Here is a 15,814-nt window from a genome sequence, read left to right as displayed (position 1 = left end):
CTTATGCACGTCGTCTTCCGCGAAAGCCATGGGCTCGAAGAAACCGAGACCCCGACCGATCTGGGTCAGAGCCCGGCGGACCTGGTGGTGCTGTCCTTTTCCGACAGTGACCTTGGCGCTTTCGCGGCGGGATGGCATCGTGGAGGTGGGCCTGAAGGACGCATGCCAACGATGCGGCTGGCCAATCTGACGGCGCTGAAGCATCCCCTCTCAGTCGACACATATGTCGAGCAGACACTGGAGGGCGCAAAGGGCATCCTGATCCGTCTGATCGGTGGAGTGCCCTATTGGGCGTACGGCTTGCAGCAGGTTCTGGCGCTGGCGCAGGCCAAAGGGATTGCACTGGCCGTACTGCCCGCAGACGGTCGCGAGGATACGCGGCTGGATGATTACTCTACCCTGCCTGTCTCGACCCTGCGGCGGCTGGCGCATCTGTGCGACACCGGCGGTGAGGTCGCGGCGCAGGCCGCTCTGGCGCAGATGGCACTGGCTGCGGGGTTGTATGCAGGTCCGGTCATGGGCGCCAAGACCATCCCCGAATGCGGTGCCTGGTGCCCAGATCACGGCGTGATCCCTGCAGAAAACGCTCTGCCCGGTGATGCGAAACGTATCATCGTAACCTTTTATCGCGCATACCTGACCTCGGCAGATACCGCCCCAATTGCGGCGTTGATCCGCAGCTTGCGGGCGCGGGGTTTTGAGGCCGTCGGCCTGTTTGCCCCGTCGCTCAAAGCACCAAATGCCGCCGATTGGCTGCGCGAGACTATTGTGGCGCTGAAGCCTTCGGCGATCGTCAACGCCACCTCATTCTCAGGCAAGGGCGGATCAGGCACCTCACCTCTCGATGTGGCAGAGGTGCCGGTCTTTCAGGTCGCGCTGGCCACGTCACGCCGCAAAGCGTGGGCCGAAGCGGAACGCGGCCTTTCACCAGCTGATCTTGCCATGCATGTGGTCCTTCCGGAAGTGGACGGGCGGATCAACGCGGGCATCGTATCCTTCAAAGAGCCGGGCAAACGCGACCCGCATCTCGAGTATTCTCGCTTCGCTCATCGGGCTGAACCCGAACGGATCGAAGCCATCATCAACCGCATCTCCGGCTGGCTGAACCTTCACGACAAACCCAAGGCGGAGCAGGTTCCGGCGCTGGTACTATCGACCTATCCCGGCAAAGACTGGCAGATGGCACATGCAGTGGGTCTGGATGCGCTGGCCTCGGCTGAGGCAATGTTGCTCGATCTGCAAGGCGAAGGGTATGACACCGCGCCTGCCGAGCCAATTGCTGAAACTCTTCTTGATGCCCGGATTTCATGGCCGCTAGAGGATTATCAGGCGGCGCTGGCGGCGCTGCCGGAAACACTCCGCGCCGATCTCAATAAGGTTTGGGGCACTCCCGAAGACGACCCTGCTTTCACAAATGGCGCGTTCCACTTCACTGCGCTGCGTCGCGGAAAGGCTCTGATCGCGCTGCAGCCCGAGCGCGGCGCACCCGAACTGCGCGATGACGACTATCACGATCTGTCGCGCACACCGCGCCACGCCTACGTCGCCTTTTACTTGTGGCTGCGCAAAGGATTGGTCGCGGATGCGCTGATCCATATCGGCGCGCATGGCACGCTGGAATGGTTGCCGGGAAAATCAGTCGCCTTGTGCAACGAATGTTGGCCCGAGGCGTTAATCGGCGATCTGCCGGTGATCTACCCCTTCATAGTCAACGACCCCGGCGAGGCCGCGCAGGCCAAGCGTCGGATCGGGGCGGTTACGTTGGGCCATATCCCACCCCCGATGAAGGAAAGCGGCACACCAGATCGCATGGTGCGGCTGGAATCGCTGTTGGACGAGTTCTCGAACGCGGACGGGCTAGACCCCAAACGCCGCGATCGCCTGCAGGAAGATATCCGGGACGAGGCGCAGGCGATCGGGCTGGAAAGCGATCTTGGCCTCGATCAGGCCACCTGTACCGCCGAGGCGATCACGCGCATTGACCGATTTGTCTGTGACATCAAGGAAAGCCAGTTCGGTGATGGGCTGCATATCTTTGGGCGCGTCCCCGATGTGACGGGCAATTTCGACACTGCCCCCTCAGCCCAAGCTGAACGCTCTGCGCTGATTGACGCTTTAGCGGGCAAACGGATCGAGGCCGGGCCGTCCGGATCCCCCTATCGCGGGCGTACGGATGTTTTGCCGACCGGGCGGAATCTATATACGACCGACCCACGCTCGGTTCCCACGCGCGCGGCCTACACACAAGGCGTCAAGCTCGCCGAAGAGCTGGTTCGGCGGCATCTGCAGGAAGAAGGCGACTACCCCAAGGGCTTGATCGTCGATCTATGGGGTTCGGCCACTATGCGCACAGCGGGCGAGGAATTCGCCATGGCGCTGCATCTGCTGGGGGTGAAGCCGGTTTGGGATAAAGGGTCTGAGCGGGTCTCGGGCATCGAAGTGTTGCCGATCACCGATCTCAGCCGCCCGCGTCTGGACGTAACATTGCGCGTCTCAGGTCTTTTCCGGGACGTGTTCCCGACGCTTTCGGCGCTGTACGGTCAGGCTGTCCGCGCATTGACCAAACGAGATGAAGCACCCGACTGGAATCCTTACGCCGGTCAGGAGCCTGCGGCGCGGGTCTATGGGCCAGCCCCCGGCAGCTATGGTCTGAACATGACTCATCTGTCCGAAACCTATACGGATGAGGCACGCGTGCAAGCGGGTGAGGCTTGGCTTGATGCTAGTTCCTTCGCTTTGGAAGGTGAACACATCGCGCAGGATAAGGACGGTATCTCGCAACGCGTCGCCAACGCCGACAGCTTTGTGCACCTACAGGACCTGACCGAGACGGACTTGTTGCTGGCCAATGATTATGCCACGCACGAGGCCGGATTTGCTGCCGCCAAGAAAATCACCGGCGGTACTGCACAGCTTTATCATCTGGACAATACCAACCCGGACAACCCGCGCGCCCGCACCCTGCCCGAGGAAATCAGCCGCGTCGTTCATGCCCGCGCCGCCAACCCGGGCTGGATTGCCGGAATGCAGCGGCACGGGTTTCGGGGTGCCGCTGAAATCGCGGCGACGCTGGATCATATGGCATCTTTCGCGCATCTGTCCGGCACAGTCGCACCGCATCTGTTCGATCTGTACCACGACGCCACGCTGGGCAATGAAGAGGTCGACGCCTTCCTGCAACAGGCAAACCCGCAAGCACATCAGGCCATGCAGGATCGGTTCCGTGCACTGCTGGAGGCAGGGCTATGGCATACCCGCCGGAACTCGATCCGCGCCGACCTGGAGGGGTTGGGATGAGTGCGCCCATCGTGCAAGGCTGGTGCCCCGGTGCCCATCGCCCGATGATGTCCGGTGATGGGCTGGTCGTGCGTGTGCGCCCTCGGCTGGCGCGCCTGGATGCGCAACAGGCGCTGGGACTGTGCGAATTGGCGGAACGGTTCGGCAATGGTACCATCGACCTCACCAACCGCGCCAATCTTCAGCTGCGTGGAGTGAAGGAAACCGACCACCAATCCCTGTTGGCAGCGCTTTCCGCGCTGAATCTGCTGGACGCCGAACCCGGAATCGAAATTCGCCGCAACATTCTGGTCTCGCCACTCTATGAAGCCGGTGATCTGACCGCTCGGCTGACACAGGAATTGATCCAGCGTCTGGCCGAGCTCCCGGATTTACCTGCCAAGTTCGGCTTTGCCATCGACACAGGTCCCGAGCGTTTATTGGCCGATGACTCGGCGGATATCCGGCTTGAACTCGGTTCAGGCAGCCTGATCCTGCGCGCGGACGGGGCCGAAACCGGGCGAGTGGTGTCGGAAGCTCAAGCCATCGACCAAGTGATTGCGTTGGCGAAGTGGTTTGCGCAAACCCACACAACCGAGACCCGCCGCATGGCGCGGACCGTTGCCACATATGGTTTACCCAGCGAGTGGCAAGGCAGCGCGCCCGGCCCCATTGGTGTGCCTCTTCAACCGGGAGCCTGCGCGCAGGGGACACTCTATGGCGCTGCCTTTGGGCAACTACCGGCGCGGCAACTCCATTCACTGATTGAAAACAGCAACCCCACTGCCCTGCGGGTCACACCATGGCGGCTGTTCCTGTTGGAAGGCGGGGCGGCGATACCCGCCCTTGACTTTGTCACAGATGGCACCGACCCGCTGAGAACAACCGACGCCTGCCCCGGCGCGCCATACTGCCCGCAGGCGCAGGTCGAAACCCGCGGAGTGGCGCGCGCCCTGGCCGCGCGCGTTGCAGGCAGCCTACATGTGTCGGGCTGCGCCAAAGGATGCGCCCGAATGGGTCCGGCCGATGTCACTTTGGTTGGCAATTCCGGACGATTTGACCTTGTCAAACAAGGCCGCGCGGGGGATGAGCCCTGCCAACGCGGCCTGACCGAAGAAACACTCATGACCATGGACTTCACCTGATGCCCTATGAATACGAAACCGACGGCGCGGCGATCTACAAGCAGAGCTTTGCCACCATCCGATCCGAGGCCGATCTGGCCCGGTTCGATGCCGATGAAGAACAGGTCGCCGTTCGGATGATCCACGCCGCAGGGATGGTCGGGCTGGAAGAGTTCGTCCATTTCTCGGACGGTTTTGTCTCGGCAGCGCGTTCCGCGCTGGAAAATGGCGCGCCGATCCTGTGTGATGCCCGCATGGTCAGCGAAGGCGTCACCCGCTTTCGCCTGCCCGCCGATAACGAAGTGATCTGCACCCTGCATGACGAGCGTGTTCGCCCTCTGGCTGCCGAAATGAGCAACACGCGCTCTGCCGCCGCGCTAGAGCTGTGGCGTCCGCATCTGGAAGGAGCACTGGTCGCGATCGGTAACGCCCCTACCGCGCTTTTCCACCTGCTGAACATGTTGGAAGATCCCGACTGCCCACGCCCCGCTGCCATTATCGGCTGCCCGGTGGGCTTCGTCGGAGCGGTCGAGTCCAAGGATGCCTTGTGGGAAGCGCAGCCCGTACCCTCCTGCATCGTCAAAGGCCGTTTGGGAGGCAGTGCGATCACAGTTGCTGCCATCAATGCTATCGCGAGCCGCACGGAATGAGCGGGGGTAAAATATACGGCGTGGGCCTCGGCCCCGGCGATCCGGACCTGATGAGTGTCCGTGCGGACCGCCTGCTGCGCAATGCCCGCCATGTGGCGTTTTTTCGCAAACCTGGCCGCACAGGTCAGGCCCGCAAGATCGTCAATGGAATGATCCCCGGCGATGCCATCGAGTTTCCAATGGAGTACCCGGTAACCACCGAAATCCCGGTGACGGATCCAAGGTATAATGAACTCCTTTCGGTGTTTTACGAAGACTGTGCCGCACATCTGAAGTCGCTTACCGAAAATGGTGAGGATGTAGTGGTTCTGTGCGAAGGCGATCCGTTCTTCTATGGATCATTTATGCACCTTTACAATCGACTACGAGACATATCTGAAGTCGAAGTCGTACCTGCCATAACCGGGATGTCCGGCGCTTGGACCGCGACCGGTGACCCGATAACTTGGGGCGACGATGTCCTCACGGTTCTTGTTGGAACCTTGCCCGAGGATACGCTGACTGAACGCATGACCCAGACCGACGCGCTGGTTGTCATGAAGATCGGGCGGAACTTCGACAAGGTAAAGCGCGCGCTGAGACAGGCCGGGCTTTATGATCGCGCGTGGATCGTCGAATACGCTCAGATGCCGAACCAACGGGTCTGCAAACTGTCTGACAATTGCGAAGGGATCACGCCCTATTTCTCAATCATTCTGGTTCATGGACAGGGACGCCGACCATGAGCGGTTGGGTCAAGATCGCTGGCCTTGGGCCTGGAAACGAAGCACTGGTCACTCCCGAAGTCACTGCCGCGCTTGCAGAAGCGACAGACGTGGTTGGCTACATCCCTTATGTTGCTCGGGTGGCCGAGCGTGAGGGGTTGACCCTGCACGCCAGCGATAACCGGGTCGAGATCGACCGCTCTCAGCACGCTTTGCAAATGGCGGCCGACGGTAAACGCGTCGTTGTGGTTTCATCTGGCGATCCCGGCGTGTTTGCGATGGCCGCAGCGGTGTTTGAAGCGCTTGAAAACGGGCCGAATGACTGGCGCGACATACAGATCGAAGTGTTGCCAGGGATCACTGCGATGCTGGCGGCTTCGGCCCGTGCCGGGGCACCGTTAGGGCATGATTTCTGCGCCATCAACCTGAGCGACAACCTGAAGCCATGGCCACTGATCGAAAAGCGCCTGCGACTTGCCGCGCAGGGCGATTTCGCCATGGCGTTCTATAACCCTCGCTCGAAGTCTCGACCGGAAGGGTTTGAAAAAACGCTGGAAATCCTGCGGGAAGAATGTGAGCCGGAACGCCTGATCCTGTTTGCACGCGCTGTATCCCGCGAGAATGAGGCTTTGCGGATTTCAACTCTGGAAGAAGCCACGGCAGATATGGCGGACATGCAGACCGTCGTCATCGTCGGCTCGTCCCTGACCCGCATAGTCGAGCGCAACAGCGCCCCGATCGTCTACACCCCGAGATTCACGCTGGCCAAGGATTAAGTATGCGCCAGCCAGTCCAAGACCTGCGTGACATTTGCCAACTCGGTCCGCTTCGGCAGGGTCGGACGGTCTATCATCAGAACCGGCAAGCCCAGCGCCCTTGCGGCATCCAGTTTGGCCCGCGCGCCGGTGCCACCCGCATTCTTGGACACAATCAATTGCGTATGGTGACGTTCCATCAAGGCCCGGTCCTCTTCAACAGAAAACGGGCCCCGCGAAACGATCACATCGCTTTTCGGAAGCGGCAATGCGTCCGGATCGTCTACAAGCCGCAAAAGATAGTGATGCTGAGGTTGGGCTGCGAAGTCATGAAGATGCATGCGGCCAACTGCCAGGAAGACGCGGCGGGCTGGACCGGCCAGAGCTTCAACCGCACCTTCAATATCCGGTACGTGCTGCCAGTTGTCCCCGTCTTGCGCGACCCAAGCAGGTCGCGTCAAAGCGGCCAAGGGCGTTGCGCCCCCCGCACAGGCATCCACAGCATTCCGGCTCATCTGCGCTGCAAAGGGGTGAGTCGCATCGACAACATGGCTGACGCCGTGCTCGTGAATGTACCGCGCCAGTCCCGCTGCACCGCCAAACCCGCCCACGCGCATCGGCACGGGTTGCGAGCGCGGGTTATCGACACGTCCAGCGTAGGAATATGTAGCGGGAATGCCTTGATCGGCAACCGATTTTGCCAGAGCATTCGCCTCGGTCGTGCCACCAAGAATCAGGAGGTTGGGCATGTCTGAAACTCCGTGGCTGACTGTATTGGGTTTGGGCGAAGATGGACTGGATGGCCTGTCCCCTGCAAGCCGTCAAGTGCTGGACCGCGCTGAGATTGTCATGGGTCCGACACGCCACCTGTCGTTGATCCCAGACAGCGCGGCGGAACGGATTGAATGGCCGGTCCCATTTGCCGATGGCCTGCCAATTCTGACCGGGTTGCGTGGTCAGCAAACCGTTGTGCTGGCCTCGGGTGATCCGTTTTGGTTCGGGGCCGGGTCCGTTATCGCGCGTAATTTCGATGCGAACGAATGGATTGCCCTACCCGGCCAGTCGACCTTTTCGCTTGCTGCTGCGCGGCTTGGTTGGCCGCTTGAAAACACGTTGACCTTCGGGCTACATGCCGCGCCTCTGACGCGCCTTCGCCCTCACTTGGCACCCGGCCTGCGCGCGATTCTCTTGCTGCGCGACGGCAAAGCCGTAGCCGAGCTTGCGACCTATCTGGGCAAAACCGATTTTGCGGATTGTACTCTGCACGTCATGGAAGCGCTCGGTGGCCCCCGTGAACGCGCGCGCAGCGTGTCGCTGACCGAGGCGTTGCTTGGTACATTCGAACATCCGGTTTGTGTCGGTCTTGATGTCGCGGGTACTGGGCGTGCCTTTCCCAAAGCCTCGGGAAAGCCCGATGACATCTTTGAAACCGACGGCCAGATCACCAAGCGCCCCATTCGCGCGCTAACCCTGTCGGCGCTTGCTCCTCAGCGGGGTGAGCATCTGTGGGATATCGGTGGTGGCACCGGTTCGATCAGCATCGAATGGCTGATGTGCGATCCGACGCTAACTGCAACGACTATCGAGCCGCGTGCTGATCGGGCCGAACGCATTCGCCGCAATGCCAATACGTTAGGGCAGGATCGGTTGTGCGTTGTGCACGGTTCTGCACCAGAGTCGTTGGCTGATCTTGACCGACCCGATGTGGTGTTCATCGGTGGCGGTCTGAGTGCGGATCTGCTGAACTGGCTACAGGCTAATCTTCAGGCCGGCACGCGGCTGATCGCCAACGCGGTGACATTGGAAAGCGAAGCGTTACTAGCTGAATGGCACGACAAGCTCGGCGGAGACCTGCTGCGCATCGAACTGGCGCAGGCAGCTGCGCTTGGTCCACGGCGAGGCTGGAAATCTGCCTACCCAGTGGTGCAGTGGAGCCTCACGTTATGATCGTCGCGGGGTTAGGTTTCTCATCCTCTGCTACGCTGGCCAGTCTTCGTGCCGCTTTCGAGCTTGCCTCGACAGGAAAAACTGTCGATGCCCTTGCGACCGTTGCGGACAAGGACGGACACGCCGCACTTGCCGCGCTTGCAGAAGCAACTGAGCTGCCGATACATTTCATTCCGGCAAATGATCTTGCCGAACAACGCACACTTACTTGCTCAACCCGCAGTCGCGCCACATATGGCACCGGCAGCGTGGCCGAAGCATCCGCTCTTGCCGCCGCCGGACATGGCGCGCGGCTGATTTCACCCAGACAAATCTCGGACGACCGGCTTGCAACCTGCGCCGTCGCCATCGGAGGACAGACATGACCGTTCATTTCATCGGCGCCGGACCGGGCGCCGCCGACCTGCTGACCCTGCGCGGGCGCGATATCATCGCCTCCTGCCCGGTGTGCCTTTATGCGGGTTCATTGGTACCCGAGGAGATTCTAGGCCACTGCCCCGAAGGCGCGAAGATCGTAAACACCGCACCCATGGATCTGGATCAGATCATGGCCGAAATCGAAGCAGCGCATAAAGCTGGACAGGACGTGGCGCGGCTGCATTCCGGGGACCTCTCGGTCTGGTCGGCGATGGGTGAGCAAATCAGACGTCTGAAAGAGATGGGTGTCCCGGTCAGCGTCACGCCCGGTGTACCCTCGTTTGCGGCTGCGGCTGCAGCGCTCGGGACCGAGCTGACACTGCCCGGTCTGGCGCAATCAGTGGTCTTGACCCGCACGCCCGGGCGTGCGTCTTCGATGCCGGAAGGCGAGACACTGAAAAACTTCGCTAAAACAGGTGCGACTTTGGCTATCCACCTTTCGATCGGAAATCTGGACAACGTCATCGCCGACCTGACACCTGCCTATGGGGCAGACTGCCCGGTCGCCGTGGTCTACCGCGCTAGTTGGCCAGATGAGAAGATCATCCGCGCAACGCTTGCCACGTTGAAGGAGGCGCTGGACAACAGCATCTCGCGCACCGCACTGATCATGGTTGGTCCAGCGCTTGCAGGTGAAGGGTTTGACGAAAGCTGTCTGTATTCCAAGACATATGACCGCCGCTATCGCCCTCAAAGCGCCGACAGTCCGTGGTCGAGCTGGAGCCATGGTGATGACTAACCCACCGGGAATACTGATTTCCGCTCCGTCGTCGGGTACAGGCAAGACCACTGTCATGCTGGGATTGCTCCGGGCTTTGGCCCAGGACGGCTTGACCGTGCAACCGTTCAAAAGCGGACCGGACTATATCGACCCGGCTTTTCACCGGGCTGCGGCAGGCCGTGCCTCGTTCAATCTGGATAGCTGGGCGATGGGAGAGCCACTGCTAACCGCGATCTCAGAGCAGGCAACCGGAGCAGATATCGTGGTGGCCGAGGGCTCGATGGGTCTGTTTGATGGTGTCGCCAAACCCGGAGAGCTGGGGCATGGGTCGAGCGCTGAAACGGCGCTGCGCATGGGATGGCCGGTCGTTCTGGTCCTGGATGTCGGAGGACAGGCGCAATCGGCGGCGGCGACCGCGCTTGGCTTTCGGATGTATAACCCCGATCTACCTTTTGCCGGGGTGATCCTGAACCGCTGTGCCAGCCCAAGACATGAGCGGCTGACGCGGCTGGGCATGGAACGGGCTGGATTGCCGGTTCTGGGCGTTCTTCCGCGCCGAGGTGATCTGACTCTGCCCGAAAGGCATCTAGGCCTGATCCAGGCGGTTGAGCATCCGGATCTGGAAACGGCAATCGCCGGATATGCCGCATTCCTGCGTGAACATGTCGATCTGGATGCGATCAAACGGGCGGCCTCCTCAGGCCCTGCTGGGCCATCGTCAGCCGCGCTGCCGCGCCCCCCCGCGCAGCGGATCGCACTGGCCCGTGATGCAGCGTTTTCATTTACCTACCCGCATCTGCTGGAAGGGTGGCGCAGCGCCGGTGCAGAAATACTACCCTTTTCGCCACTGGCAAACGAAGCGCCAGCTGCAGACGCTGAACTGGTCTGGCTACCGGGGGGCTATCCCGAGCTGCACGCAGGAACATTGGCGGCAGCAGATACTTTCTTGACGGGGCTACGCAAACACGCGGAAACGCGGCCCGTGCATGGTGAATGCGGGGGCTATATGGCATTGGGGGAAGTTCTGGTCGACAAGGAAGGCGCGCCACATCAGATGGCGGGGTTGTTGGGTCTGCAAACCTCATACCAAAAGCGCAAATTCAACCTTGGCTATCGTAGGGCTGAACTTTTGGCGTCGATGCCTGGCTTTGCCAAGGGTACCGCCTTGCGCGGACATGAGTTCCACTATTCCTCGATCATCGAACAACCCGACGCTCCACTCGCGCGGGTCTTCGATGCGGAGGGGGCCGAAGGCCCTCAGACAGGATCGCGACGCGGCAATGTCACCGGCACATTTTTCCATCTTATTGCAGAGGCCTCGGCATGACCGGTTTTGTCTCTTTCATTGGCTCCGGTCCGGGTGATCCGGAGCTACTAACGCTCAAGGCCGTAGACCGGATGCAGAAGGCCGATGCGGTGCTGTTTGATGATCTCAGCAGCGGCCCGATCCTGACCCATGCGCGTGACGATGCTGATCTGGTTGGTGTTGGCAAACGCGCCGGTCGCCCTTCGCCAAAGCAGGATCACGTCAGCCGATTGTTGGTGGAGTATGCGCAGACCGGTCAGCAGGTGGTACGCCTGAAATCCGGTGATGGAGGATTGTTCGGTCGACTGGAGGAAGAACTGGTCGCGTTGCAGGCAGCCGGCATCAAATATGAGATCATTCCCGGCATCCCCTCTGCTGTCGCGGCGGCAGCTGCAGCTGGTATTCCTCTGACCCGACGCCTGACTGCACGTCGTGTTCAATTCGTCACCGGGCATGACGTAAGTGGCAAATTGCCGACCGATCTGAACCTTCCCGCCCTGGCTGACGCTACCGCGACAACGGTCGTATTTATGGGCAAGCGCACTTTTCCCTTGCTGGTCGAAGCCCTGAGCGCGCATGGCTTGCCTTTGGACACGCCTGCATTGATGGCCGAATCTGTTTCAACTCCCGAGCAATCCTTGGAGCGCTCCACAATCGGAGACCTGTCCGACAAGCTGCGATCCGAGGTTGGAACCGCCCCGGCCCTGATCCTGTATGGCCCGCTGGCAGAGTTCGAAGATGTTTGAACTGATCCTGATCGGAATCGGCACGGGTAATCCCGACCACCTGACCTTTCAGGGGGCGAAGGCGATCAGATCAGCGGACCTGATCCTGATTCCGCGAAAAGGAGAGAACAAAGCTGATCTGGCCGGTGTGCGCGAAGACATCATCACGCAGGTCACCGACAAACCTGCACGGATCGCCTATTTCGACGTTCCCAAACGCCGGGCAGATGACGGTTATCTCCGAGGCGTCGACGAATGGCACGACGCAATTGCCCTGCGCTGGCACGAGGCGATTTCAGCCTACCCGGACGCGCAGAAGGTGGCGTTGCTGATCTGGGGTGATCCGTCGCTGTATGACAGTTCGCTAAGAATTGCAGCGCGGCTGGACCCGCAACCGCAAGTCCAGGTTATGCCGGGAATCACAGCGTTACAGGCGTTGACTGCAGCCCATGCGATCCCGATCAATGATCTGGGCGCGCCCTATGTCGTGACCACAGGCCGTCGCATCCGCGATGATGGGTGGCCTGAAACGGCGTCGAAAGTGGCCGTAATGCTGGATGGCGAATGCTCGTTCCAGAGCCTGAAGATGACCGATTATGACATCTGGTGGGGGGCATATGTGGGCATGAAAGAAGAGATTCTTATCAAAGGCCCATTGGCGGATGTGGCGCAAGACATTCTGGATACCCGCGCGCAGGCCCGTTCTGATCACGGCTGGATCATGGATATCTATCTGCTGAAGAAACGTGCGGCCTGACGCGCGCACAGGATTGTGAGCCCCGTTTCAGCGCTTTTCTGTCATCAATTCCCCAGTCAACAGGAAGGGAAAGAACATGAGGGCGCTTTGGGCTGCGATCTGCCTGCTGGCGATGCCTGCTTGGGCCGACGGCATCGAACCTCTTACTGGATGGGCTGTTTACTCCAGCGGAAAAAGCTATGAGACCCTCGTGGATGACACAAAGGCCGCGGTAAAGGAAAACGGCCTGATCGTTGTGACACAGGCCGGGCCGACCAAAGCGGCGGCCTCGCGCGGTATCACCATTCCGGGCAACCGGGTGATTGGCGCATTCAACAACGATTACGCAGTTCGGGTTCTTGAAACCTCGACCAACGCGATGATCGAAGCGCCCATCCGTTTCTACGTGACCGAGAACGAGGACGGCACTGCAACCCTTTCTTACAAGACACCAAGCTTCGTCTTTGCCCCTTACGCAGACGAGGGCGGAGACGCTCTGCGCGAGATTGCCACAGAATTGGACGCAAAGTTTCAGGCCATAGCGGAAAACGCCGTCAAATAGTCACACTGACGTGAACCTGCTTGCGTCCGGACGCGTCCTCCGCAATCTGCTGACAGATAACTTTGTCGGAGCTTGATTAATGCAGGACCTGTCTCCCCGCGCTGCGGATTTGTTGGCACAACGCCTTTTCGAGGCCGGATGCCGCCATGCGTTCGGAATGCCCGGCGGCGAGGTTCTGACATTGGTGGATGCGCTGGAACGCGCGGGCATCACCTTTCATCTGACCAAGCATGAAAACGCCGCCGGTTTCATGGCCGAAGCCGTTCATCACCGCGATGGCGCGCCCGCGATTCTGGTGGCGACGCTTGGCCCCGGTGCCATGAATGGCATCAATGTGGTCGCGAACGCCTTGCAGGATCGGGTGCCGATGATCGTGCTGACCGGATGCGTTGATGCGGATGAGGCGCTGACTTACACCCATCAGGTGATGGATCACGCGCAAGTCTATCGCTCAATCACCAAGGGTACTTTCATGCTGACGGCTGACGGAGCTGATATCATCGCAGACAAGGCGGTATCGCTCGCTAACCAGCCGCGCCCTGGCCCGGTGCACATTGATGTGCCGATCTCGGTGGCCGATACGCGCGTATCAGAGGTTAAACGTCGCCGACTGGCGAAAATCGCCCCTGTCGCCCCCGGCGCGGAATGTCTGGAAAAGGCCCGTCGCTGGGTGGCTGAGGCCGAGCGTCCCTTGGCGATCATCGGTCTTGATGTTCTTTACGACGACTCGCGCTGTGTGGTGCGAGCATTTCTAGAGCATTTCAACATTCCCTTTCTCACCACCTACAAGGCCAAGGGGGTGGTGCCCGAGGATCATCCGCTGTGCCTGGGCGGGGCCGGTTTGTCTCCGCTGGCCGATAAACATCTTATCCCGCTGGTAGAACAGGCTGATCTGGTGCTGTGCCTAGGCTATGATCCTATCGAGATGCGCCCCGGTTGGCGCGAGATATGGGACCCAGAAACCAAGCGCGTGATCGACATATCAGCCGTGGTGAACGATCATTACATGCATCAGGCTGGGCTAAATCTGGTCGCCGACACCGGCGCAACGCTTGAGGCCATTGCCAAGGGCAACCCTGCCGGCAAGACTTGGCCGAATGGTGAGCCTGAACAGGTCAAGGCTGCGCTGGCGAATGCTTTTCCGACAGATGAAGACTGGGGACCGGCGGCAATCATCGCAGAAACTCGTGCCGTTCTGCCACCCGAGACCCTCGCCACGGCCGACAGCGGCGCGCATCGCATTCTGCTCAGTCAGATGTGGGAGTGTTCGGAGGCACGCGGGTTGATCCAGTCCTCGGCGCTCTGCACCATGGGGTGTGCCGTTCCGATGGCGATCGGTCTGAAATTGGCCGAACCGGATCGCCCCGTGATCAGCTTTTCTGGCGATGCCGGCTTTCTGATGGTTGCCGGAGAGCTGTCGACTGCCGCCGAATTGGGTGGCAACCCAATCTTTCTGGTCTTTGTCGATGCCAGCCTTGCGCTGATCGAACTGAAACAACGCCAGCGCCAGATGGGCAATCGCGGAGTGGACTTTGACCGCCATGACTTTGCCGCTTTAGGCCGCGCATTCGGCGGTTATGGTCACACAGTTCGTAGCCGCAACGATTTGCGGGCTGCATTGGATCAGGCGTTGAAAGCAGACAAGTTCACTGTCATTGCTGCGGAAATTGACCGTGGAGGATATGATGGCCGCATCTGAAGGACCGCTGAAAGGCGTCAAGGTACTGGACCTGTCTCGCATTCTGGCAGGACCCACTTGTACGCAGTTGTTGGGCGACCTTGGCGCTACCGTCATCAAAATCGAAAACCCAGCGACCGGTGGTGATGATACGCGGCAATGGGGCCCTCCTTACGCCGAGGATGCGGATGGTAACCGCTCGGACCTGAGCGCATATTTCATGTCCTCCAACCGCAACAAGAAATCGGTCGCATTGGATATCGCAACACCCGAAGGACAGGCAGAAGTCCGACGCCTAGCCTCGCACGCTGATATTCTGATCGAGAATTTCAAGCCCGGTGGACTGGCAAAATACGGGCTCGACTACGCAACCTTGTCCAATGAGTTTCCCGACCTCGTCTATTGTTCAATCTCAGGCTACGGGCAGACAGGCCCAAACTCATCGAAGCCCGGATATGATCTAATGGCGCAAGGATATGGCGGGATCATGTCTCTGACCGGAGACGCCGACGGCGCGCCGATGAAAGTAGGCGTCGGAATTGCTGACGTGATGTGTGGTATGTATGCCTGCGTTGGTATTCTGGCTGCGCTGCGTCATCGCGACATGACTGGCGAAGGTCAGCAGATCGATCTGGCGCTGGTGGATGCACAGATTGCTTGGCTGATCAATGAAGGCGTGAATTATCTGACCTCGGGCGAAGTGCCTCAGCGGCGCGGCAACGGGCATCCCAATATTGTGCCTTACGAGGTCTATCAGACGGCGGATGGGCACGTGATTCTGGCCGTTGGAAATGACAGTCAGTTTAAAAGATTTTGCAGCTTCATCGAAAAGCCAGAGCTTGCCGACGATCCCCGATTTGCCACCAACCCGGCCCGTCTTGAAAACCGGGACGCGTTGAATGCAATCCTGCGCCCTGCTGTTCAGGCGCTGAATACAGGCAGCGTCATCGCGGGGCTTGAAGACCTGAAAGTCCCTGTTGGCCCGGTGCGGACGCTCGATCAGGTTTTTGCCTCGGATCAGGTCGCTGCCCGCCAGATGCAGATCTCGATGCAAGCTGAGCCTGGCGAGGTGCAACTGATCGGGAATCCCCTGATCCTGTCACGCACGCCTGTAACATATCGCAGCGCACCACCGGTCTGTGGGGCTGACACACAGGCTGTTCTGAACGCGGAAAACCCCTTCGAAGATTGAAACACTCTGCCCGTTTAGGCG

General features: G+C 60.2%; 15 protein-coding genes. 14 read left to right on the top strand and 1 reads right to left on the bottom strand.

Translation table 11 applies throughout. From position 1 onward, the window contains the following. Positions 1-3: 3 nt before the first annotated feature. From cobN to cobJ, 5 genes are read left to right on the top strand one after another with little or no spacing between them, the layout of a single operon-like run. Positions 4-3,297: a cobaltochelatase subunit CobN gene (cobN, locus tag ACR0L9_RS04190; RefSeq protein ID WP_480894902.1), complete on the top strand. Its 3,294-nt coding sequence runs from the start codon at positions 4-6 to the stop codon at positions 3,295-3,297. Then, positions 3,294-4,421 (top strand): precorrin-3B synthase, encoded by a 1,128-nt coding sequence (gene cobG / locus ACR0L9_RS04185; protein WP_480894900.1) that lies wholly within the window; start codon positions 3,294-3,296, stop codon positions 4,419-4,421. The genes cobN and cobG overlap by 4 nt, the downstream gene beginning before the upstream one ends. Beyond that, positions 4,421-5,050 (top strand): precorrin-8X methylmutase, encoded by a 630-nt coding sequence (locus ACR0L9_RS04180; RefSeq protein ID WP_170391845.1) that lies wholly within the window; start codon positions 4,421-4,423, stop codon positions 5,048-5,050. The genes cobG and ACR0L9_RS04180 overlap by 1 nt, the downstream gene beginning before the upstream one ends. Beyond that, on the top strand, positions 5,047-5,775 hold the full coding sequence (locus ACR0L9_RS04175; RefSeq protein ID WP_170420941.1) for a precorrin-2 C(20)-methyltransferase: 729 nt from the start codon (positions 5,047-5,049) through the stop codon (positions 5,773-5,775). The genes ACR0L9_RS04180 and ACR0L9_RS04175 overlap by 4 nt, the downstream gene beginning before the upstream one ends. After that, complete coding sequence (cobJ, locus tag ACR0L9_RS04170) at positions 5,772-6,530, top strand: precorrin-3B C(17)-methyltransferase (RefSeq protein WP_223116738.1); 759 nt, start codon at positions 5,772-5,774, stop codon at positions 6,528-6,530. Before ACR0L9_RS04175 ends, cobJ begins: the two co-directional genes overlap by 4 nt. On the opposite strand, the gene ACR0L9_RS04165 is transcribed toward cobJ, so the two are convergent. Further along, positions 6,527-7,258 (bottom strand): cobalt-precorrin-6A reductase, encoded by a 732-nt coding sequence (locus tag ACR0L9_RS04165; RefSeq protein WP_480894897.1) that lies wholly within the window; start codon positions 7,256-7,258, stop codon positions 6,527-6,529. The two genes, cobJ and ACR0L9_RS04165, sit on opposite strands and share 4 nt — an antisense overlap. On the opposite strand from ACR0L9_RS04165, the gene cbiE reads away from it, so the two are divergent. The 9 genes from cbiE (at position 7,257) to ACR0L9_RS04120 (ending at position 15,793) form a co-directional block, all read left to right on the top strand. Further along, positions 7,257-8,456 carry a precorrin-6y C5,15-methyltransferase (decarboxylating) subunit CbiE gene (cbiE, locus tag ACR0L9_RS04160; protein ID WP_480894895.1) on the top strand — a complete coding sequence of 400 codons (1,200 nt, stop codon included), beginning with the start codon at positions 7,257-7,259 and terminating at the stop codon, positions 8,454-8,456. The genes ACR0L9_RS04165 and cbiE overlap by 2 nt on opposite strands. Next, positions 8,453-8,821: a cobalamin biosynthesis protein gene (locus tag ACR0L9_RS04155; RefSeq protein ID WP_170401248.1), complete on the top strand. Its 369-nt coding sequence runs from the start codon at positions 8,453-8,455 to the stop codon at positions 8,819-8,821. The genes cbiE and ACR0L9_RS04155 overlap by 4 nt, the downstream gene beginning before the upstream one ends. Beyond that, positions 8,818-9,612 carry a precorrin-4 C(11)-methyltransferase gene (cobM, locus tag ACR0L9_RS04150; RefSeq protein ID WP_480752496.1) on the top strand — a complete coding sequence of 265 codons (795 nt, stop codon included), beginning with the start codon at positions 8,818-8,820 and terminating at the stop codon, positions 9,610-9,612. Before ACR0L9_RS04155 ends, cobM begins: the two co-directional genes overlap by 4 nt. Further along, positions 9,599-10,921 carry a cobyrinic acid a,c-diamide synthase CobB gene (locus ACR0L9_RS04145; RefSeq protein ID WP_480894931.1) on the top strand — a complete coding sequence of 441 codons (1,323 nt, stop codon included), beginning with the start codon at positions 9,599-9,601 and terminating at the stop codon, positions 10,919-10,921. The genes cobM and ACR0L9_RS04145 overlap by 14 nt, the downstream gene beginning before the upstream one ends. Beyond that, complete coding sequence (gene cobA / locus ACR0L9_RS04140; protein ID WP_170512197.1) at positions 10,918-11,646, top strand: uroporphyrinogen-III C-methyltransferase; 729 nt, start codon at positions 10,918-10,920, stop codon at positions 11,644-11,646. The genes ACR0L9_RS04145 and cobA overlap by 4 nt, the downstream gene beginning before the upstream one ends. Beyond that, positions 11,639-12,382, top strand: coding sequence for a precorrin-6A synthase (deacetylating) (gene cobF / locus ACR0L9_RS04135; RefSeq protein ID WP_170512199.1), 744 nt, complete (start codon positions 11,639-11,641; stop codon positions 12,380-12,382). The genes cobA and cobF overlap by 8 nt, the downstream gene beginning before the upstream one ends. Positions 12,383-12,458: 76 nt before the next feature. Next, positions 12,459-12,923: a DUF302 domain-containing protein gene (locus ACR0L9_RS04130; RefSeq protein WP_480866935.1), complete on the top strand. Its 465-nt coding sequence runs from the start codon at positions 12,459-12,461 to the stop codon at positions 12,921-12,923. Positions 12,924-13,002: 79 nt separating this feature from the next. After that, complete coding sequence (locus ACR0L9_RS04125) at positions 13,003-14,622, top strand: thiamine pyrophosphate-binding protein (RefSeq protein WP_480894891.1); 1,620 nt, start codon at positions 13,003-13,005, stop codon at positions 14,620-14,622. Next, complete coding sequence (locus tag ACR0L9_RS04120; protein ID WP_480894889.1) at positions 14,609-15,793, top strand: CaiB/BaiF CoA transferase family protein; 1,185 nt, start codon at positions 14,609-14,611, stop codon at positions 15,791-15,793. Before ACR0L9_RS04125 ends, ACR0L9_RS04120 begins: the two co-directional genes overlap by 14 nt. The last annotated feature ends 21 nt before the right edge of the window (positions 15,794-15,814 follow it).

Source organism: Ruegeria sp. I3, assembly GCF_056532525.1.
The sequence above is the reverse complement of the archived record's forward strand: the minus strand, read 5'-3'. Positions and strand labels throughout refer to the sequence as shown.

Bases quoted from the DNA above. Each gene is read 5' to 3' on its own strand.
- ACR0L9_RS04145 (WP_480894931.1), top strand. From the start codon at position 9,599: ATGGTGATGACTAACCCACCGGGAATACTGATTTCCGCTCCGTCGTCG.
- cobJ (WP_223116738.1), top strand. From the start codon at position 5,772: ATGAGCGGTTGGGTCAAGATCGCTGGCCTTGGGCCTGGAAACGAAGCA.
- cobA (WP_170512197.1), top strand. From the start codon at position 10,918: ATGACCGGTTTTGTCTCTTTCATTGGCTCCGGTCCGGGTGATCCGGAG.
- cbiE (WP_480894895.1), top strand. From the start codon at position 7,257: ATGTCTGAAACTCCGTGGCTGACTGTATTGGGTTTGGGCGAAGATGGA.
- ACR0L9_RS04120 (WP_480894889.1), top strand. From the start codon at position 14,609: ATGGCCGCATCTGAAGGACCGCTGAAAGGCGTCAAGGTACTGGACCTG.
- cobF (WP_170512199.1), top strand. From the start codon at position 11,639: ATGTTTGAACTGATCCTGATCGGAATCGGCACGGGTAATCCCGACCAC.
- ACR0L9_RS04155 (WP_170401248.1), top strand. From the start codon at position 8,453: ATGATCGTCGCGGGGTTAGGTTTCTCATCCTCTGCTACGCTGGCCAGT.
- cobN (WP_480894902.1), top strand. From the start codon at position 4: ATGCACGTCGTCTTCCGCGAAAGCCATGGGCTCGAAGAAACCGAGACC.
- cobM (WP_480752496.1), top strand. From the start codon at position 8,818: ATGACCGTTCATTTCATCGGCGCCGGACCGGGCGCCGCCGACCTGCTG.
- ACR0L9_RS04180 (WP_170391845.1), top strand. From the start codon at position 4,421: ATGCCCTATGAATACGAAACCGACGGCGCGGCGATCTACAAGCAGAGC.
- ACR0L9_RS04125 (WP_480894891.1), top strand. From the start codon at position 13,003: ATGCAGGACCTGTCTCCCCGCGCTGCGGATTTGTTGGCACAACGCCTT.
- cobG (WP_480894900.1), top strand. From the start codon at position 3,294: ATGAGTGCGCCCATCGTGCAAGGCTGGTGCCCCGGTGCCCATCGCCCG.
- ACR0L9_RS04165 (WP_480894897.1), bottom strand. From the start codon at position 7,258: ATGCCCAACCTCCTGATTCTTGGTGGCACGACCGAGGCGAATGCTCTG.
- ACR0L9_RS04130 (WP_480866935.1), top strand. From the start codon at position 12,459: ATGAGGGCGCTTTGGGCTGCGATCTGCCTGCTGGCGATGCCTGCTTGG.
- ACR0L9_RS04175 (WP_170420941.1), top strand. From the start codon at position 5,047: ATGAGCGGGGGTAAAATATACGGCGTGGGCCTCGGCCCCGGCGATCCG.